General features: G+C 63.3%; 16 protein-coding genes. 11 read left to right on the forward strand and 5 right to left on the reverse strand.

Features of this window, described 5'->3' with window-relative positions; all coding sequences use genetic code 11:
- Window positions 1-48: 48 nt before the first annotated feature.
- On the reverse strand, window positions 49-1,410 hold the full coding sequence (locus tag E9536_RS07850) for an FAD-binding oxidoreductase (protein ID WP_136469639.1): 1,362 nt from the start codon (window positions 1,408-1,410) through the stop codon (window positions 49-51).
- 86 nt (window positions 1,411-1,496) lie between these two features.
- Entirely contained in the window at window positions 1,497-2,012 is a 516-nt protein-coding gene (locus E9536_RS07855; protein ID WP_059492184.1) for a hypothetical protein, read from the reverse strand.
- 770 nt (window positions 2,013-2,782) lie between these two features.
- On the opposite strand from E9536_RS07855, the gene E9536_RS07860 reads away from it, so the two are divergent.
- The 3 genes from E9536_RS07860 to E9536_RS07870 all read left to right on the forward strand — a co-directional run bounded on the left by E9536_RS07860 (window position 2,783) and on the right by E9536_RS07870 (window position 5,574).
- Window positions 2,783-3,424 (forward strand): TetR/AcrR family transcriptional regulator, encoded by a 642-nt coding sequence (locus E9536_RS07860; protein WP_136469640.1) that lies wholly within the window; start codon window positions 2,783-2,785, stop codon window positions 3,422-3,424.
- 141 nt (window positions 3,425-3,565) lie between these two features.
- Complete coding sequence (locus tag E9536_RS07865; RefSeq protein WP_136469641.1) at window positions 3,566-4,435, forward strand: hypothetical protein; 870 nt, start codon at window positions 3,566-3,568, stop codon at window positions 4,433-4,435.
- Between the two features lie 230 nt (window positions 4,436-4,665).
- The gene (locus E9536_RS07870; protein ID WP_136469705.1) at window positions 4,666-5,574 is read left to right on the forward strand and encodes an alpha/beta fold hydrolase; all 909 of its coding nucleotides are present in this window, start codon (window positions 4,666-4,668) and stop codon (window positions 5,572-5,574) included.
- Window positions 5,575-5,766: 192 nt separating this feature from the next.
- Here the strand turns inward: E9536_RS07870 and E9536_RS07875 are convergent, their stop codons facing one another.
- Window positions 5,767-6,186, reverse strand: coding sequence for an NUDIX hydrolase (locus E9536_RS07875; RefSeq protein ID WP_136469642.1), 420 nt, complete (start codon window positions 6,184-6,186; stop codon window positions 5,767-5,769).
- A 156-nt stretch (window positions 6,187-6,342) separates the two neighbouring features.
- On the opposite strand from E9536_RS07875, the gene E9536_RS07880 reads away from it, so the two are divergent.
- Together E9536_RS07880 and E9536_RS07885 are read left to right on the forward strand one after the other, a co-directional pair.
- On the forward strand, window positions 6,343-7,107 hold the full coding sequence (locus E9536_RS07880; protein ID WP_136469643.1) for an alpha/beta hydrolase: 765 nt from the start codon (window positions 6,343-6,345) through the stop codon (window positions 7,105-7,107).
- Window positions 7,108-7,231: 124 nt separating this feature from the next.
- On the forward strand, window positions 7,232-7,597 hold the full coding sequence (locus E9536_RS07885; RefSeq protein WP_136469644.1) for a hypothetical protein: 366 nt from the start codon (window positions 7,232-7,234) through the stop codon (window positions 7,595-7,597).
- A gap of 86 nt (window positions 7,598-7,683) precedes the next feature.
- On the opposite strand, the gene E9536_RS07890 is transcribed toward E9536_RS07885, so the two are convergent.
- Together E9536_RS07890 and E9536_RS07895 are read right to left on the reverse strand one after the other, a co-directional pair.
- Window positions 7,684-8,400 (reverse strand): EthD domain-containing protein, encoded by a 717-nt coding sequence (locus tag E9536_RS07890; RefSeq protein WP_136469645.1) that lies wholly within the window; start codon window positions 8,398-8,400, stop codon window positions 7,684-7,686.
- A 51-nt stretch (window positions 8,401-8,451) separates the two neighbouring features.
- Window positions 8,452-8,964 carry a nuclear transport factor 2 family protein gene (locus E9536_RS07895; RefSeq protein WP_059697292.1) on the reverse strand — a complete coding sequence of 171 codons (513 nt, stop codon included), beginning with the start codon at window positions 8,962-8,964 and terminating at the stop codon, window positions 8,452-8,454.
- A gap of 212 nt (window positions 8,965-9,176) precedes the next feature.
- Between E9536_RS07895 and E9536_RS07900 the strand changes: the two genes are divergently transcribed.
- The 6 genes from E9536_RS07900 to E9536_RS07930 all read left to right on the forward strand — a co-directional run bounded on the left by E9536_RS07900 (window position 9,177) and on the right by E9536_RS07930 (window position 16,642).
- Complete coding sequence (locus tag E9536_RS07900; RefSeq protein WP_136469646.1) at window positions 9,177-9,677, forward strand: nuclear transport factor 2 family protein; 501 nt, start codon at window positions 9,177-9,179, stop codon at window positions 9,675-9,677.
- A gap of 50 nt (window positions 9,678-9,727) precedes the next feature.
- A complete protein-coding gene (locus E9536_RS07905; protein WP_136469647.1) occupies window positions 9,728-10,594 on the forward strand; it encodes an SDR family NAD(P)-dependent oxidoreductase in 867 nt (288 codons plus the stop codon).
- A 9-nt stretch (window positions 10,595-10,603) separates the two neighbouring features.
- Entirely contained in the window at window positions 10,604-11,359 is a 756-nt protein-coding gene (locus E9536_RS07910; RefSeq protein ID WP_136469648.1) for an SDR family oxidoreductase, read from the forward strand.
- Between the two features lie 115 nt (window positions 11,360-11,474).
- A complete protein-coding gene (locus tag E9536_RS07915) occupies window positions 11,475-12,251 on the forward strand; it encodes a glucose 1-dehydrogenase (protein WP_059697289.1) in 777 nt (258 codons plus the stop codon).
- Window positions 12,252-12,777: 526 nt separating this feature from the next.
- Window positions 12,778-14,643, forward strand: a complete 1,866-nt coding sequence (locus E9536_RS07925) for a phosphoenolpyruvate carboxykinase (GTP) (RefSeq protein ID WP_136469649.1) — start codon at window positions 12,778-12,780, stop codon at window positions 14,641-14,643.
- Between the two features lie 487 nt (window positions 14,644-15,130).
- Window positions 15,131-16,642: a cellulase gene (locus E9536_RS07930; RefSeq protein WP_185735178.1), complete on the forward strand. Its 1,512-nt coding sequence runs from the start codon at window positions 15,131-15,133 to the stop codon at window positions 16,640-16,642.
- Window positions 16,643-16,655: the final 13 nt, after the last annotated feature.

Below are 16,655 nucleotides of genomic sequence, written 5' to 3' on the forward strand. Positions count from 1 at the left end.
CCAGCGTCATGCCGCCGGCCAGGGCGGGAACGCGCGGATCCTCCGCCGTTACTTCGTCAATCCTCGCTCCTCCCATCGGTCCCAGGTCTTCAGCGCTTGACGGGCCGCCCTGCCGAACAGGAACGACAGCGTGTCGCTCTTCATCGACATCGATTTGCGGTTCACGATCCAGAAGTCCGTCAAGGCCGTTTGCTTCCCGCTCAGCATGTCCGCGATCGTCCGGCCGTTGAGGTGCGTCAGGGCGACGCCGTGACCGAAACATCCACCCGAGTAGATGATGCGTTCGTCGTCGATGAAACCGATCTCCGGAACCATGTCCATCGTCACGGAAACCGGGCCGCCCCATCGATAGTCGATGCGCGTATTCCGTAGCTGCGGGTAGATCCATTTCAGGTGTGCCTCGCAATGCCGCCAGGCGGCGGGCGCGGGAACCTCTTCCATCGAGTCCGTCCGGTAGCTGATCGCGTCCCCGCCTCCCATGAGAATGCGGCCATCGGCCGTCGGCCTGAAATAGTGCAGCATCTGCCGGTTGTCCCCGAAGGACTGCCGCTCCTTCCAGCCGATGCTGTCCCATTGAGCCGCGCTCAAGGGTTCGGTGACGACCTGATACGTCCAGAGCGGATATTGACGCGCTTTCAGGTTCGGAGGGCCGGGAACGTCGCGAGAATAGGCATTCGTCGCAACGACGATCCTGTCTGCCTCGATCCGGCCGTGCGGCGTCGCGATGCGTACCGACCGCGGTGTTCTTTCCAGATTCGTGACGGGTGTCAGCTCGTGAATCGAGACCCCGCTCGACATCGCCAGCGCCTTCAGCGACCGGACCTGCTTACAGGGGTTGAGGTATCCGGTGTCCGACTCGTAGATGCCGCCCGCGAAACGTTCCGAATGGAAGTCCTGCCGGAACTGGTGCGCGCTGCGCCACGCCATGTCCGTGTCGATGCCCAGCTTCTGGAACAATTCGAACGTCTTCTGCATGCGGCCCAGTTGCTGTTTCGTGTAGCTCGCGCGAACCAGGCCGCCATGGCAGTAGTCGGACTGAAAACCGTGTTCGTCGATGAGCTGCCGGGTATGCGCGACGGCGAGCTGCAGGTAGCGATGAGCTTCGATCATCTTTTGCTTGCCCCAGCGCAGCAGGACCAGTTCCGGCTCCAGGCCGAACATCTTCGTGCTGAACCCGGCGTTGCGACCGCTGGCACCGAATCCCACGATGGCGGCCTCCAGCACGACGACTCGAGCGTTGGGATTGTCCCGCTTGAATTGAAACGCGGTGTTCAGCCCGGTGAAGCCGCCGCCGATGATGGCGACATCGACCTTGAGATCCCCGATCAGCGCTGGATTGGGCGAATATTCTCCGTAGGCTTGCTGCCAGAATGACCTGGCCTGAAGCAGGGGTGTTTGATCGAATGCCATCGCGATGCTCGCATGTGGGGAGATCCGGCCGCTGCCCGATGAATGACTGCGAGGGCGAAGCGGCCGATTTCACGGGTGACAGAGGCTCACGCCTGCTGACGCCGGCTATTGATTTCGGAATCCGTAGCTATTCTCTTGTGCTGCTGAATGAACGTGTCGATGCGGCTTGCCAGCACGGCATCGTCACCATTCAACGAGCGCCTCATCATGTCGATCTGGAACTCCTCCTGATCGACCATGTAGTCGAGAAAGTCGCGCGCGTCGGAGGGGCCGATGTCTCGAAGGCGGCGCAACGCTTCGCAGTAGGCGATAGTCTCCGCGTACACGTACTTCAGGAAAGGCTTCAGCAGACACGTCGGGACTGAACTCACTACCCATGCCTTCAGCCGAGTCGCCAGCGTCGGCGAAGCATCCATCCCCCAGCGGGTCGCCACAGCGCGATAAATCGGCGCATTGAACGCTTCCAGCTTCAGATAGGCTGCCCAAAGACGCTGGCGGGGATCGCCGTCGAGGCGCCCCGCCAGTCTTCCGATGGCACGCAGGGCGAACGCGCGGTTCTGGATCTCGTGACGAAATCCGGCGATAAAGGCGTCAGTAGGCATCGAAATTTTCCGCTCGTGTATGGCCGGAGCCCGGCAGGGAAAATCGGTTCCCGGCCATGCAGGCATGTCGATCGCTTCTGGAAATCATGCAGTAATCCTGATAATCAAGGACCGGCTGACATCGACGGCCGGGACAAAAGGGGTTACGTACTCAATCGCTGAACACGCCAGCAGTCCCGCACGCGAAAACGTCCGTGCGGCTTCCCGAGAGGAAGCGATTCTCTGAAGCCCGTTTTAAGCGATGCCGGGCAATCTGCGACGTATGCCGTCGCCGGTGCGTGCAGACGATAATATGTCACATGACCTATTTGCGCAACATCGGCGATGAACGCGCGAGGTGGGCGGCGGATCGCGGCTGCCGCCATCCGGTTCAGCGCTGCGAGGCCGGAGGCGTGGATCGGCAGTTTCGCGAGCAACGTGAGGAAGCGCGCTCGTTGCCACAGCGGGCTGTTTTGCAGGAGAGGCTAGACAAGTGGAAGATGAGCAATGATTCCGCTTGGTATACGGACATCGGGCAGGGAACAGGCCCGCTTGCCGATGGGTACCCTCTCGTCTGCCCGGATTCCCAAACCTGCGTAGAATATCGCCGTCAGGTTCGGCGTTTCGGCCCCCGCCGCAGAGCGGGCGCCGGGAAGCCGGCGGCAAATTCGAGTCGATCGGCGCGATCCGGCGTCGGGTATCGATGCTTTACAAAATCAGGTCGACCAACCTAAATATCCGCTTCCGGTGTATCGAGCGGGGGCGGTTGGTATGCGGCCGGGCATTCGCTCATGGGGCAGCAGGAGGATTTCTTGAAGAGGGCGGCTCTCGATAACGAACGCGTGTTGACCGAACGCGGCAAGAACACGGTGAATAAAATCATGGCCAGCGCGATCGAGATCTTCGTCGTCGAAGGCTATGGTGGGCTGACCATGCGGAAGGTCGCGGCGAAGGCGGGCCTGGCGCTGTCGAACCTGCAACATTACTTCCCCACTCGCGAAGACATCTTCGAGGCCATCCTTTCCGCGACGATGGAGGCCTACGCCAATACGTACGACAGTGTCAGCGCGGACACGTCGCTGACAGCCGAGGGCCGCCTGGAGAAAGTGGTCAGGTTGTTGCTCGAGGACGGCAAGCAGCCCCGGACGCAAAGCCTGTTCGTGAACTTCTGGGCACTGGCGCAGACTCAGGAGTTCGCGCGGAAAATGCTCGAAGAGGGATACGGGTTTCAACGGCGCGTGATCGCCGGATTCATCGAGGCCGTGAACCCGGCGCTGTCGCAAGCCGCGCTCGCGAGGCGAGCCGCGCTGGTTACCGCGCAGATCGAGGGGCTCATCGTATTGATACCGCAAAGAAACCGGTTCCCGTCGGATATCAAGGGAATCGAGGACGATGCGGTGATGGCCGTTCTGGCTTTGGCCAAGGCGCCATGAGTTGAATCGCTGCGATGCGGTTCGACGCCTCTGGCATCGGCTCGAGCGGTCGAAGCCCGTCGAGTCAGGCGCAGAGACATTGACGCGACGAAACTTGCTTGCAACTGGCTGGAAACAGGATCTACGAGGAGAACACGGGCAATGTCGATCGGCATGCGGGAAGCGCGCGGAGATGATTCATCCTTTGGGCGGCGAGACTCACGCGCCCGAAGAAGCAGGAAACTCGACTTTTGCATCCAAACGGTGCTGACGCTCGTCCTGGCGCTGGTTGCGCACTGCGCGTTTGCGTCGAGCAACGTGACCGACGACGAGCAGCAGCAAGCTGCGTTGCGTACCCTGATGGGCATGGACCCGGCCCCGGCAGACAGTGTCAAGGGTGTCGCGCTGTCACCATGGGCGCATGGTCCATCGGCTTCCGGGCCGCTTTGGGTCGTGGCCGCATTGGTCCAGCGCCCGACCGAGACCGTCGACGCGGAGTTGTGGACAGGTGTGCTGACCCGCGACGGGCAAGGGTTCCGCCTGCTCGCGAGCGATCGGAGCGAGCGCGTCGATACGTCACCGATGTTATGGAGTGCCTTCCTGGCCATGGACGTCATTCCCTACCGGATCAGCGCGCAGGAAACGGCCTTTGGCGTGCTCTTCGGCAATAACTACACGTCGACCGCACATAGCGATTCGACCGGGATACTGAGCCTGTATCGTTATCGCGATGGTCGCGTGACGCCCGTCTTCTCCGCGCTAACCGACTGGTCGACCTATGACAAGGACGGGGCTGCGGAATGTGAGGAGAAGAACGACGGAAAACGCGGGAAGCCGGGCGATGCCCGGCGGGATTCCTGTGATGCGGAAAATACGACGGAGACGCATTACGTGCTGTCGTTCAGTCCTCACGTGACGAACGGGCACTACGATCTCCTTGTGCGTCCCAAGGGAAAGGCCGGGTCGGGCAAGTCCGCGCGTTTTACCTGGAACGGGAATACATATCAGCCGCGCCGGTTCACGGGTGACTGACGGGCAAGAGCGGGACGGCCTCGGTCAATTGCATCGGACAGGTGTCGGCCAGGTACGACGGCTTGAACGAGCGCTTCCGTCGCTGGCAATTGATCGCGGTGTTGCCAGGACGTCGTGGCCATCCCAGGAAGACGTCGAGGGTTTCATGCGCGGCCAGGGCCGATGGCGACGGCGATGTTCGCGAGCATCACAATAGCTTTCGCCTTTCATTCGAGAGATCCTTACAAACCATGCAGACGGAAATCGAAGCACCGGGCCCGGCCGGCCCGTTGAAAGGCACGCTGTTGTCCCCGGGTTCCGACGACGCCCCGGTGGTGCTGATCGTGCCGGGCTCGGGCCCGACCGACAGGAACGGTAACGCGCCGAACGGGGTTCAGGCGTCGACCTATCGATTGCTCGCGGAGGGATTGCGCGATGAAGGAATCGCGTCGGTTCGAATCGACAAGCGCGGCATGTACGGCAGCGCGTCGGCGATACCGGATGCCGATGACGTCACGATCGACGAGTACGCGGCCGACGTCCGTTCGTGGGTCACCGCCATTCGCGCGCGGACGGGCGCTTCCCGGGTGTGGCTGTTGGGCCATAGCGAGGGCGGATGGGTGGCGTTGTCGGCTGCCCGGCAAATGGACGACATCGGCGGCCTGATCCTGGTATCGACGGCAGGGCGCCCGCTAGGACCTGTGTTGAGGCAACAACTGCAATCGAACCCGGCAAATGCTCCGATTCTTGCCAATGCAATGTCGATCGTCGAATCCCTGGAGGCAGGTGAACGGGTAGACGCAGCCAGGATCGACCCGGCACTCATGCCGTTGTTCAGGCCGCAAGTCCAGCGCTTCCTGATGAGCGAGTTGATCCTCGATCCGGCAGCGCTGCTGGCCGGTTACATGAAGCCCGTGCTCATCGTGCAGGGGGCGCGGGATATCCAGGTTGCCGTACAGGACGCGGAACTTCTGAAGCAGGCCAATCCGCGGGCCGAAATGGCGCTGATCGCCGACGCCAATCATGTGCTCAAGACGGTTCGCACGTCGGCGCTGCAGGAAAACCTCGCCGCTTATTCGAACCCGGATCTGCCGCTGGCGGACGGCGTGGTGGAGGCAATTTCGGCGTTCGTGCATGCGGCGACAGCGAATCGGCGCTAGTTCCGGTCGAATCCGGTTGATCCGTCAGGGCGGCCTTTATCGAAGCAGGCACCGGTCAAATGACGTCGAGTGTCTGCTGTCGGGATGCGGGCATGGTCACTTCAACCAGCTTCAGTCGAACGCATCGATCAGGCGTCGGCGCAGCACGCGACATTCGACGGACAAACGTCAATCGCCGGCAATCGTGCGCCGTCAACGATTCAGATAATCCGTCACGCGCGCCTGCAAATGCGTGATGGCATCAGTGAGTTGCAGATACGTGTCGACATCCATCAGCGTCCATTCCTGGCCTTCATTGCCGAAACGGATCGCGGTGATTTCCGCAGCGCTCAGCCAACCGGCGAAGAACCAGTGTGGCAGGCGATCGGGTCGGCTCGACGGATAGACCCTGGACCAACCTATCCGGCTGCCCGGTATCGTCAGTCCGAATTCCTCATGGAGTTCACGCAACACGCACGCTTCGGGCGTCTCGTTACCTTCCCTGCCTCCGCCCGGCAGGTCCCACAGGCCGGGAAACGGGATGTCGGGCTTGTCGTCACGTCGATAGACGAGGATGTCCCGGTCCTTGAAGAGCGCAATCTTCGAACCACTGAAGGGGGCAGGCGATTCCATGCATGATCCATATCGTGGAAGCGGGGCTGTCAGTGTAGATTCTCGGGTATCGACGCGTACGCTCGATTTGATATAAGCATCCGCGTGGCACGACAGCGATGTCAGGGCGCGGTACAGCCGCTACCGCCGTTGAACGTTGAAAGCTGGAAATCGAACATGAAGACTTTTGCCATAAGGAACGGCCAATGGGGAATCCGGTATCACGATCTCCCCGGGCAAGGGATACCGACATTCTTCGTTCACGGATTGGGGTGCGCGTCCTCCTGCGATTATCCGGGCGTCATGGCACAGCCTGCTTTGTCGGGGCATCGGGCGGTGCTGGTCGATCTGCCTGGATTCGGGTTCAGCGATCGGCCCGTGGACTTTTCCTACACCATTCAAGAGCATGCCGGAACGATCGTGGCACTCGCTGATCATCTGGCGCTGTCGTCGCTCAACCTGTTCGGTCACAGCATGGGGGGCGCAGTGGCGATCGCCGCATCGATGCAGCTCGGTGAGCGGGTGCGGCATCTCGTGCTGGGCGAGCCCAATCTGGAGCCTGGAGGCGGCTTTTTCAGCAGGAAAATCGCGGCGATGACAGAGGTGGAATATGTGCAAGCCGGGCACGCCGCGCTGATCGCCGAATCCGCCGCCGGCGGCAGCGATATCTGGGCGGCTTCGATGTCGGCCAGTGCTCCGTACGCCGTTCATCGAAGTGCCGTGTCGCTCATCGAGGGCAGTCATCCGAGCTGGCGCGAGCAGCTCCATTCGATGAAGATGCCGAGAACCGTTTTGTTTGGTGCACGCTCGCTGCCCGATGTCGACACAGAACGTCTTCCCGCGGAAGGGGTGAACGTCGGCATCGTGGAAAACGCGGGCCATTCGATGGCCTGGGAGAATCCGGCCGGGCTCGCCTTGGCGATCCGGCAGGCGCTCGAGTAACCGGAAATCCGGCGTCGGCAAGTGTGCCGTCATCGACGCGACCAATACCCGTTCGGCGTGTCCGCTTTCGTAACCGGCTGCGAGCCGTCGTTCGATACCGGGCCACGACAACAGAAAACGAGCCATGACAAACCTGATTCGATTCCGTGTTCGACCGGTATTTCACGGCAGTGATCTGCTGGTCGAGATACTCGATGATCATCGTGCAGCGGATTTTCCGAGCGTCGCCGCGATCCTGCAGGATGCGCTGCACGCTGTCGAGGTTCCGCATCCGCACGGCGTTGATGAACCCGTGGTCGCATTGTTTCACGACCGCTACTTCAGCTATTGGGCCTACGCGCGGGGCCACTATGAAATTGACGACGATATCTGGGGACTGTTCGTGACGGCGTCGATCGACAACTCATCCGTTATCGCGGACATCGAAAGCGCACTCCTGTCGACGGGGAAGTTCGTCAAGGAATACGTGGATTTCCGCAAGTTCGAGTGAGCTGAAGGGGCCGGGAAAGCCGGTGCGGCAATCTCGAACGACAACTCCCGGCGCCGGCAAGGATCGCCCCACGCGATCCCCCGAACTCACCCCCGCACTGCCTTCACCACATACTGGCTCGTCGGTAGCACATCGATCTTGTCGAAGTCGATGAAGCGCCCACAGCTGTCCATCATCTCGGCCACATTGCGCTGGAATATTTCGTCGTCGCCCACCGCATCGAAAAACGCATGCGGATCGGTCATCGCCGCGGCGGGAAAGCATTCCTCGACGATCGCGTCATAACCGGGCGCCGCATGCGTGAGCGCGCGCACGACGACGTTCTGCACGTACAGGAAATTGTCCTGCGTATCGATCGCGACGCGCGTGTGATGCCCGTGCCACACGTCGAGCCATGCTTCGTGCGTGAGGCGCGGCGGCCGCTTCAGGAACGCGAGCTGCGAGAAGCCCGTGGTGCGCTCGCCCGGCCGTGCCGGAAAGCGCGTATTCGGAATCGGCTGCGATTCGGTGACGAGATACGCAGCCATGTGCGGGAGGATTGCACGCACCGCGTCGTCGAACGGCTGGCGGAACATCGCGTTTGCGCTATCGACCCACACCGCGACGATCCCGTCGATGCCCGGGTGCGTGTTGGTCTGCTTCAGGCCGGCGGCCGGCGCGACGTCCGCATCCGCGACGTTCACCTGCACGCCGTGCGCACCGAGGGACAGCAGCTTGTCGGCGAGTTGCGCGCGCACCGTGCGGCTCCACTGATCGGGCGCAGCCCGCGCGTCGCGCCACAACACGTAAATGACTTTCTCCATTGCTCCGGCTCCAGAGGGGAATGACGGGATCGGCGGCGTTGCCGCCGGGGTTCAGGAAGCGGTTTCGGGCGATCCGGCCGACGGGTGTGCGTCCGGCGCGAACCGGTTCGCGGTCAGCGTGAGCGACGGCGGAATCGGGGATGTGACGGTTTCGAACAGGCGCTCGTGGCGCGTCGCGTGAATGCGCCACGCGCCATCGCGTTTCACGTACTGGTCGTCGTAGAACGCAGTGCCGTGCAGCAGGTAGTTGTCCTCGAGATTGATCGCGTGATCCTCGAGAAACCACACGCCGCACGCATGATCGGCCGAGACCAGCGTGAGCTCGGGGTGATGGCCGTGATGCATCGTCAGGAAGGTCGGCTTGCCGATCAGCTCGCGCAGGCTCGACACGAATGCGTCGCGGCCGTCGTACACGTAGCGGCCGCCGTACAGGCGGGCCTCGCAGTCTTCGGTCAGGCAATCCGCGAGCAGCGCCCAGTCGTGCGTGTCGACCGCGCGGAAATACCGGTACTTCAACTGTCGGATCTGCTCGTACTCGTGGAGCGTGCGGGTCGTGTCGTCCATCGCCGGGCCTCGTGGTGGTGTCGTTCGATGGTAGGAACGAAGCCGCCTGCATCACATCGTCTGTTCGGACGAACGCGCCGTCCGCATGCGCCCGGCGCTGCGAGGACGAATCGCCGGTTTCATCCGAACGGGTGATGGCCGACGCATCGCGCGGCGGTAACGTGGCATCGACGCGGCCATCGAACCCCGCCGGCACCGAACAAGGAGACAGGATGACCCTCATCGAATCGCTGGAAGCGCGTGTGCGCCGGCTCGAGGATGCCGACGCGATCCGCCGGCTGAAGGCGCGCTACTTCACGTGCTGCGACCGCAAGGATCCGCAAGGGATGCGCGACTGCTTCGCGCCCGGCCACGTGCACATCGACTACGGCCGCATCGGCACGTTCGACACGCGCGACGCGCTCGTCGACGTATTCGTGCAACTCGGCTGCCATCCGCACATCGTCGAGATGCATCACGGCGTGAATCCCGAGATCGACGTGCTCGACGACGTGCATGCGCGCGGCACGTGGGGCCTGCACTACCAGGTGATCGACACGAACGCGCGAACGCTCACGCAGCTCGGCGCGTACTACGACGACGAATACCGAAAGGTCGACGGCGAATGGAAGATCGCGGGCACGCGCTGCGTCGTCACGTCGACGCTGTCGGCCCGTTACGAAGGCGATGCGCCGGGCGTGCTGTTCGCCGGTGCGCAGCCGCCGGCCGCCTGACGCACGTTAGCGCCGTGCACATGGCGCACATTCCACAGGAGACATCGAACATGACACAGAACCACGATGCGCCGGTCGCCGTCGTGACGGGCGCATCGCGCGGCGCGGGCAAGGGCATCGCGCGCGCGCTCGGTGCGGCCGGCATGACCGTCTACGTCACGGGCCGCTCGCAGAACGAAGGCGATGCGCCGCTGCCCGGCACGATCCACGAGACCGCACGCGAGATCGATGCGCTCGGCGGCCGCGGGATCGCGGTGGCGTGCGACCACGCGGACGACGCGCAGGTGAAGGCGCTGTTCGAGCGCGTCGAACGTGAAAGCGGGCGGCTCGACATTCTCGTCAACAACGCGACCTACCTGCACGATCAACTGATCCAGCCGGGCCCGTTCTGGGAGAAGTCGCTCGACCTCGTCAACATCCTCGATGTCGGGCTGCGCTCGGCCTATGTCGCGAGCTGGCACGCGGCGGCGCTGATGGTGAAGCGTCGCAGCGGGCTGATCGCGTTCACGTCGTCGTTCGGCGCGAGCTGTTACATGCACGGGGCGGCATACGGCGCGCAGAAATCCGGTGTCGACAAGTTCGCGAAGGACATGGCCGTCGACCTGAAGCCGTTCGACGTCGCGGCCGTGTCGATCTGGATGGGCCCGCTGCGCACCGAGCGCACGACGCGCGTGTGGGAAGAACACCCGGATCTGTACAAGGAATTCTCGCTCGTCGCGGAAAGCCCGGAATTCACGGGCCGCGTGATTCACGCGATCCATGGCGATCCGCAGCGCATGGCTTTGTCGGGGCAGGTGCTCGTCGGCGCGGAAACCGCGTTGCGGTACGGCATCGCCGATCTCGACGGCAAGCAGCCGCCGTCGTATCGCGAACTGCTCGGCGGGCCCGTGCAGGCGCATCCGGCGATCGTCGCTTAAGGAGTGCACATGGGCATCCTGAAAGGCAAGGTCGCGCTCGTGACGGGCGCGGGGCAGGGCGTCGGCCAGGGCGTCGCGCAGGCGCTCGCGGCGGAAGGCGCGCACGTCGCGGTAGTCGGTCGTACCCGCGACAAGCTGCTTGCGACCTGCGAGGCGATTCGCGCGCGTGGCGGCGTGGCCGAGCCGTTCGTGTGCGACGTGATGAACGCCGCGCAGATCGTGGCATGCGTCGACAGCGTCGTTGCGCGCTTCGGCGGCGTGCAGATCCTGATCAACAACGCGCAGGTCGTGCCGCTCGGCCGCCTGCTCGACGTAACCGATGCGGATTTCCTCGCGGGGCTCGAGTCTGGGCCGATCGCGACGCTGCGCATGATGCGCGCGTGCCATCCGCATCTGAAGGGCGACGGCGTGATCGTCAATTTCGCCTCGTCGGCCGCGGTGCGCTGGGATGCGTCCGGCTACGGCGCGTACGCGGCGACCAAGCAGGCGATTCGTGCGCTGACGCGCGCGGCTGCTTGCGAGTGGGGCGTGGACGGGATCCGCGTGAACGCGGTCGCACCGCACGCGTTGTCGCCGGGCCTGAAAGGCTGGGTCGATGCGAACCCGCAGGAAGCCGCCGCGTTTTTCCGCACGATTCCGCTCGGCCGCGTAGGCGACTGCGAGCAGGACATCGGCCGCGCGATCGTGTTTCTGGCGAGCCGCGACGCGGCGTACCTGACGGGCGCGACGCTGCCGCTCGACGGCGGGCAGGCGTACTGGGGCTGACGACGGCGGCTGACGGCGGAGGCGCGCGGCACCGGCCGCGTGCCGATCATGATCCGGCAAGTGCGCGCACGCCTGCGCGCGGCGGCCGGCAAACCGGAATCGAAGAGAGGACGACATGGGTCGACTGGAAGGAAAGGTAGCGATCGTCACGGGCGGTGCGCGTGGCATGGGCGCGGCGACGTGCCGGCTGTTCGTCGCGGAGGGCGCGCGCGTCGTGATCGGCGACGTGCTTGATGCGGAAGGCGAAGCGCTCGCGCGCGAGCTCGGCGACGCGGCGCGCTTCATGCGGCTTGACGTCGCCGACGAAGCGAACTGGGTGCGCGTGACCGAAGCGACGGTCGAGCAGTTCGGCCGTATCGACGTGCTGGTCAACAATGCGGCCGTGCTGACGTTCGGCGGCATCACCGAGCTGTCGAAACGCGATTTCGAGCGTGCGGTGTCGATCAACCTCGTCGGCACGTTCGTCGGGATCCGGACGATCGCGCCGCGCATGATCGCGCAGAAGCGCGGGTCGATCGTCAACATCTCGTCGGTGGACGGGCTGCGCGGTGTGAACGCACTGGCCGCGTACGTGTCGAGCAAGTGGGGCGTACGCGGGCTGACGAAGGTCGCGGCGCTCGAACTCGGCCATCAGGGCGTGCGCGTGAATTCGATCCATCCGGGCGGCGTGAACACCGCGATGTCGAACCCGACCGGCGCGCCGCTCGAGGAAATCAACAAGCACTATGCGAACGTGCCGCTGCAACGCGTCGGCCTGCCCGACGAAATCGCGCGCGCGACGCTGTTCCTCGCGAGCGACGAAGCGTCGTACTGCAACGGCGCCGAACTGGCCGTCGACGGCGGGATGGCGGCAGGCGCGTATTACCCCGGATTGCCGGGCGCGCCGTTTTGAGCGGGTGGGCCTGCCGCACGTTCTCGTCGGATGTTTGTGTACGCAACCTAATTCAGGGTTTGCCTGACTAGCGAAAACGTGAATTCGCACGGCCCGCGCGCTCGCTGGCTAAACGCGGGCGCGGCGGGCCGGATTTGCCGCTTCCGCGAAACCCTTGTTGGACGGCCGTCCTGGCCGTTTCGCCCCCCGAAACGCGCGCAATGGCGTTGTAAAAATAATTCACAGGCAACCGGCGTGCCGGGTCGCCGACATGATTGTTTCTTGTTGCAACGCAACGTTTGCCAAATAACGGCGATGGTATGCTGGTCGCCATGGAGTTGTACGGCAGGTTGCTTGCATGGCGAAACTCGCGTTCGCACCTTCTAACGAGACGTCACCTTCTCTCGCACGCATCGCGGCATCGACACGCGCTCCGCTCGCGTGTCCCGTCCTGCGCGCCGCCGCACCCTGCGCTCCAATCGCATCCCCCATCTCGCGGGCTCGCCCCGCATCCCCCATCCTCGCCCAATAATCTGGAGACACCCTCATGTCGCAAAACAATCTGGCCGAAGCGACACACGGCCCGCTGATTGCTCCGCCGGCTTTCGTCAAACATCGCAAGCTGATCGACTGGGTGTCGCGCATCGCGGCGCTCACGGAGCCCGAGCGTGTCGTGTGGTGTGACGGTTCGCAGGAAGAATACGACGCGCTGTGCCAGGCGATGGTCGACCAGGGCACGCTCAAGCGGCTGAACCCGGCGAAGCGCCCGAACTCGTATCTCGCGCAATCCGATCCGTCGGACGTCGCGCGCGTCGAGGATCGCACGTTCATCTGCGCGGCATCGCGCGACGACGTCGGCCCGACCAACAACTGGATCGCGCCCGCCGAAATGCGCGAGACGCTCAACGGCCTGTTCCGCGGCTCGATGCGCGGCCGCACGCTGTACGTCGTGCCGTTCTCGATGGGCCCGCTCGGCTCGCCGATCGCGCACGTCGGCGTCGAGCTGTCCGACAGCCCGTACGTCGCCGTGAACATGCGGATCATGACGCGCATGGGCCGCGAGGTGTATGACGTGCTGGGCGAGGACGGCGATTTCGTGCCGTGCGTGCACAGCGTCGGGCATCCGCTCGAAGCCGGCCAGCAGGACGTTCCGTGGCCGTGCAACCCGGTCAAGTACATCGTGCATTTTCCCGAGACGCGCGAGATCTGGAGTTTCGGTTCGGGCTACGGCGGCAACGCGCTGCTCGGCAAGAAGTGTTTCGCGCTGCGTATCGCATCGACGATGGGGCGCGACCAGGGCTGGCTCGCCGAACACATGCTGATCCTCGGCGTGACGTCGCCGGCCGGCAAGAAATATCACGTCGCGGCCGCATTCCCGTCCGCGTGCGGCAAGACGAACTTCGCGATGCTGATTCCGCCGCAGGGCTTCGATGGCTGGAAGGTCACGACGATCGGCGACGACATCGCGTGGCTGAAGCCGGGCCGCGACGGCCGACTGTATGCGATCAACCCGGAAGCCGGCTTCTTCGGTGTCGCGCCGGGCACGGGCGTGAAGACCAACCCGAACGCAATCTCGACGCTCACGGAAAACGTGATCTTCACGAACGTCGCGCTGACGGAAGACGGCGACGTGTGGTGGGAAGGGCTGACCGACACGCCGCCCGCGAAGCTGACCGACTGGCAGGGCAACCCGTGGACGCCGGAGATCGGCAAGGAGACGGGCCGCAAGGCGGCGCATCCGAATTCGCGCTTCACGGCGCCGGCCGCGCAGTGCCCGTCGATCGACGACGACTGGGAGAACCCGGCCGGCGTGCCGATCGACGCGTTCATCTTCGGCGGCCGCCGTTCGACGACCGTGCCGCTCGTGACCGAGGCGCGCGACTGGGTCGAAGGCGTGTACATGGCCGCGACGATGGGCTCGGAGACGACCGCCGCGGCGGTCGGCCAGCAGGGCATCGTGCGCCGCGATCCGTTCGCGATGCTGCCGTTCTGTGGCTACAACGTCAGCGATTATTTCGCGCACTGGCTGAAGCTCGGCAAGCAGCTCGAAGGCGCCGGCGCGAAACTGCCGAAGATCTACTGCGTGAACTGGTTCCGCAAGGATGCGAACGGCAAGTTCGTGTGGCCGGGCTTCGGCGAGAACATGCGCGTGCTGAAGTGGATGCTCGACCGTCTCGAAGGCACGGGTGGCGGCGGTGAGCATGCGTTCGGCGTGTCGCCGGCATACGAGGACCTGCACTGGGACGGCCTCGATTTCACGCGCGAGCAGTTCGACGCGGTGACGTCGATGAACGCCGACGAATGGCGTGAGGAATTGAAGCTGCATGCGGCGCTGTTCGACATGCTGAAGCTGCGCCTGCCGGCCGAAATGACCGATACGATGAAGAAGATCGAGCAGCGTATCGGCGCCTGACGGCCCGCATCGACGTTGTCGTTCCGACGTCCCGCCGCCGGCATTCGTTGCCGGCGGCGGGACGTTTTTGCATTTCCGCTTGTCGTCATGCACGCCTTTCTTTGTCCGGTGCGGCCGGCGTCGCAGTATCCGTTTCGGCAACCCCAGCCGTATGGGTGGGTGCGGTAACGCACGATTGCCGTCAACCGATCCTGGAAAATCGAAGCGGGTTGTGCTTGTTAGGGCAAGAAGGTCGCTTTATCGAGCCGCAATCAATATCGCCGCAGTCGAAACGAAGACTTGGGCGGCTATTAAATTGGGCGCTCCGTTTCCTTGCCGGTGAACTCGGCGGCAAAACACCAGGCGCCCTGATGAAAACGCATGGGGTGTCTCAATGATCGCCAAAGCAATACATTGGCTCTCGAATGTGGTTAGTGGCGCACTGTCCGCATACCGATATGACCGGCCGCGTTCGGCTTCGACCGGATTGGGGCTGGCCGTGCTTTTCATGGCGATGTTCGTTGGCCAACCCGCGATCGGCCAAACCAATACGCCGGTGCCGGCAATCAACCTGGGCAGTGAAATCAACGACATCATCAACAAGAACGCCAACGATCCAACGCAAGCCATCAACAACTACATGGCCGGTCTCGCGGCGACGAACGCGCGCTGGGTCCGGATCGATATCAACTGGGCGCGGATTCAACCGTCGCAAACCACGATCAACGTCAATGACCCCAACCCCGGGACCAGCAGCGGATTGAACTGGGGAGTGACGGATACGATCATCCGTGCAGCCCGCAACAATGGCCTTCGCGTACTGGGCCTGATATTGCTTACTCCGCCGTGGGCGGCCAGTTCGAAGTGCTCGAGCAGCTATCAACAAGCGAACGGGGTTTCATCCTGGTTATGCGCACCGGATCCGACGTTTTATACCAATTTTGCCCGTGCGGCGGCCAAGCATTACGGTAGCGACAGCTACGGTGGACAAATCGATGCTTGGGAAATCTGGAACGAGCCGAACTGCGGTATCGATTTCATGCCCCACGATCCGGTGCTGTATACGCAAATCCTGAAAAGCGCCTACCCGGCGATCAAGCAGGCTAATCCTGGAGCCTACGTGTATGCAGGGGGAAGCGCGGCATGTACGACATATCCGAACAATACGAGCGGCACGCTGCCGTCGAACGGTGTGGTCGGACTCGTCAACTCGACCAATCCGAGTTATCCCGCGCCGACTCAGTGGGATCCGCGCGACTGGCTGGCCGTGATGTACGCGAGTGGCGCGCACGGGTATTTCGATGCGCTGGCTCATCACCCGTACTGCTATTTCGACGACTGGCAATCGGCTCAGGACCAATGCCCCAGCACGACGCTCAACACCACGTTTCCGCAATACTCGAATGCATTCAACATGATGTGGCACACCTTCCCGTCGCCGTCGTATGCGTGGCCGTCGAGCAGTGGCAACTCGTTTTCGAGTTACACGGGAACGAGCTTGCGCGATCAAATGAATACGGCAGGCGATGCCGCGAAGGCCATCGTTCTCACCGAATTCGGTGCACCCACGACCGGTACGGATGGCGCGACCAATTTCACGGGACAATTGGGCGGCTCGTCGACGCAATACACGAATGCCGATTTTCGGACCATGCAGAATGCGCCATTTCTGACGCAAGCGAACCAGGCGCGCGAATATCGTGCGCTGATGGCATGGATTGCGCAGCAACCGATGGGGGCATACGGACCGGTGTATGCGTACTGCTATTCCGACATGGCGTTGTCATTGCCGAACAGCACGAACATCTACGAGCCGTATTTCGGCATCGTGACGCTTGGCGCTGCGACGGGTTCTAACGGCACGCCTGGTCCAGCGAAAATCGAGGGCACGTCTCAGGTGAAGTCGAGTCAGTACTATCCCGCGTGGCCTGATTTCGGTATTAATGCACGTGCGGCGGCAGCGGGCACTACCGGTTACGCGCCGATTGGCCCGGGCTGGTTCAATGCGTTGGGCAAGTAGGCGTATCGAACCG

It is taken from the genome of Burkholderia sp. LS-044, assembly GCF_004803625.1.
Classification (GTDB): Bacteria; Pseudomonadota; Gammaproteobacteria; order Burkholderiales; family Burkholderiaceae; genus Burkholderia; species Burkholderia cepacia.

What these genes read in the sequence shown, in the direction of transcription:
- E9536_RS07915 (WP_059697289.1), top strand. Translation starts at nt 11,475, where the DNA reads ATGGGTCGACTGGAAGGAAAGGTAGCGATCGTCACGGGCGGTGCGCGT.
- E9536_RS07910 (WP_136469648.1), top strand. Translation starts at nt 10,604, where the DNA reads ATGGGCATCCTGAAAGGCAAGGTCGCGCTCGTGACGGGCGCGGGGCAG.
- E9536_RS07880 (WP_136469643.1), top strand. Translation starts at nt 6,343, where the DNA reads ATGAAGACTTTTGCCATAAGGAACGGCCAATGGGGAATCCGGTATCAC.
- E9536_RS07885 (WP_136469644.1), top strand. Translation starts at nt 7,232, where the DNA reads ATGACAAACCTGATTCGATTCCGTGTTCGACCGGTATTTCACGGCAGT.
- E9536_RS07890 (WP_136469645.1), bottom strand. Translation starts at nt 8,400, where the DNA reads ATGGAGAAAGTCATTTACGTGTTGTGGCGCGACGCGCGGGCTGCGCCC.
- E9536_RS07925 (WP_136469649.1), top strand. Translation starts at nt 12,778, where the DNA reads ATGTCGCAAAACAATCTGGCCGAAGCGACACACGGCCCGCTGATTGCT.
- E9536_RS07855 (WP_059492184.1), bottom strand. Translation starts at nt 2,012, where the DNA reads ATGCCTACTGACGCCTTTATCGCCGGATTTCGTCACGAGATCCAGAAC.
- E9536_RS07865 (WP_136469641.1), top strand. Translation starts at nt 3,566, where the DNA reads ATGTCGATCGGCATGCGGGAAGCGCGCGGAGATGATTCATCCTTTGGG.
- E9536_RS07930 (WP_185735178.1), top strand. Translation starts at nt 15,131, where the DNA reads ATGGCGATGTTCGTTGGCCAACCCGCGATCGGCCAAACCAATACGCCG.
- E9536_RS07895 (WP_059697292.1), bottom strand. Translation starts at nt 8,964, where the DNA reads ATGGACGACACGACCCGCACGCTCCACGAGTACGAGCAGATCCGACAG.
- E9536_RS07860 (WP_136469640.1), top strand. Translation starts at nt 2,783, where the DNA reads ATGGGGCAGCAGGAGGATTTCTTGAAGAGGGCGGCTCTCGATAACGAA.
- E9536_RS07905 (WP_136469647.1), top strand. Translation starts at nt 9,728, where the DNA reads ATGACACAGAACCACGATGCGCCGGTCGCCGTCGTGACGGGCGCATCG.
- E9536_RS07875 (WP_136469642.1), bottom strand. Translation starts at nt 6,186, where the DNA reads ATGGAATCGCCTGCCCCCTTCAGTGGTTCGAAGATTGCGCTCTTCAAG.
- E9536_RS07850 (WP_136469639.1), bottom strand. Translation starts at nt 1,410, where the DNA reads ATGGCATTCGATCAAACACCCCTGCTTCAGGCCAGGTCATTCTGGCAG.
- E9536_RS07870 (WP_136469705.1), top strand. Translation starts at nt 4,666, where the DNA reads ATGCAGACGGAAATCGAAGCACCGGGCCCGGCCGGCCCGTTGAAAGGC.
- E9536_RS07900 (WP_136469646.1), top strand. Translation starts at nt 9,177, where the DNA reads ATGACCCTCATCGAATCGCTGGAAGCGCGTGTGCGCCGGCTCGAGGAT.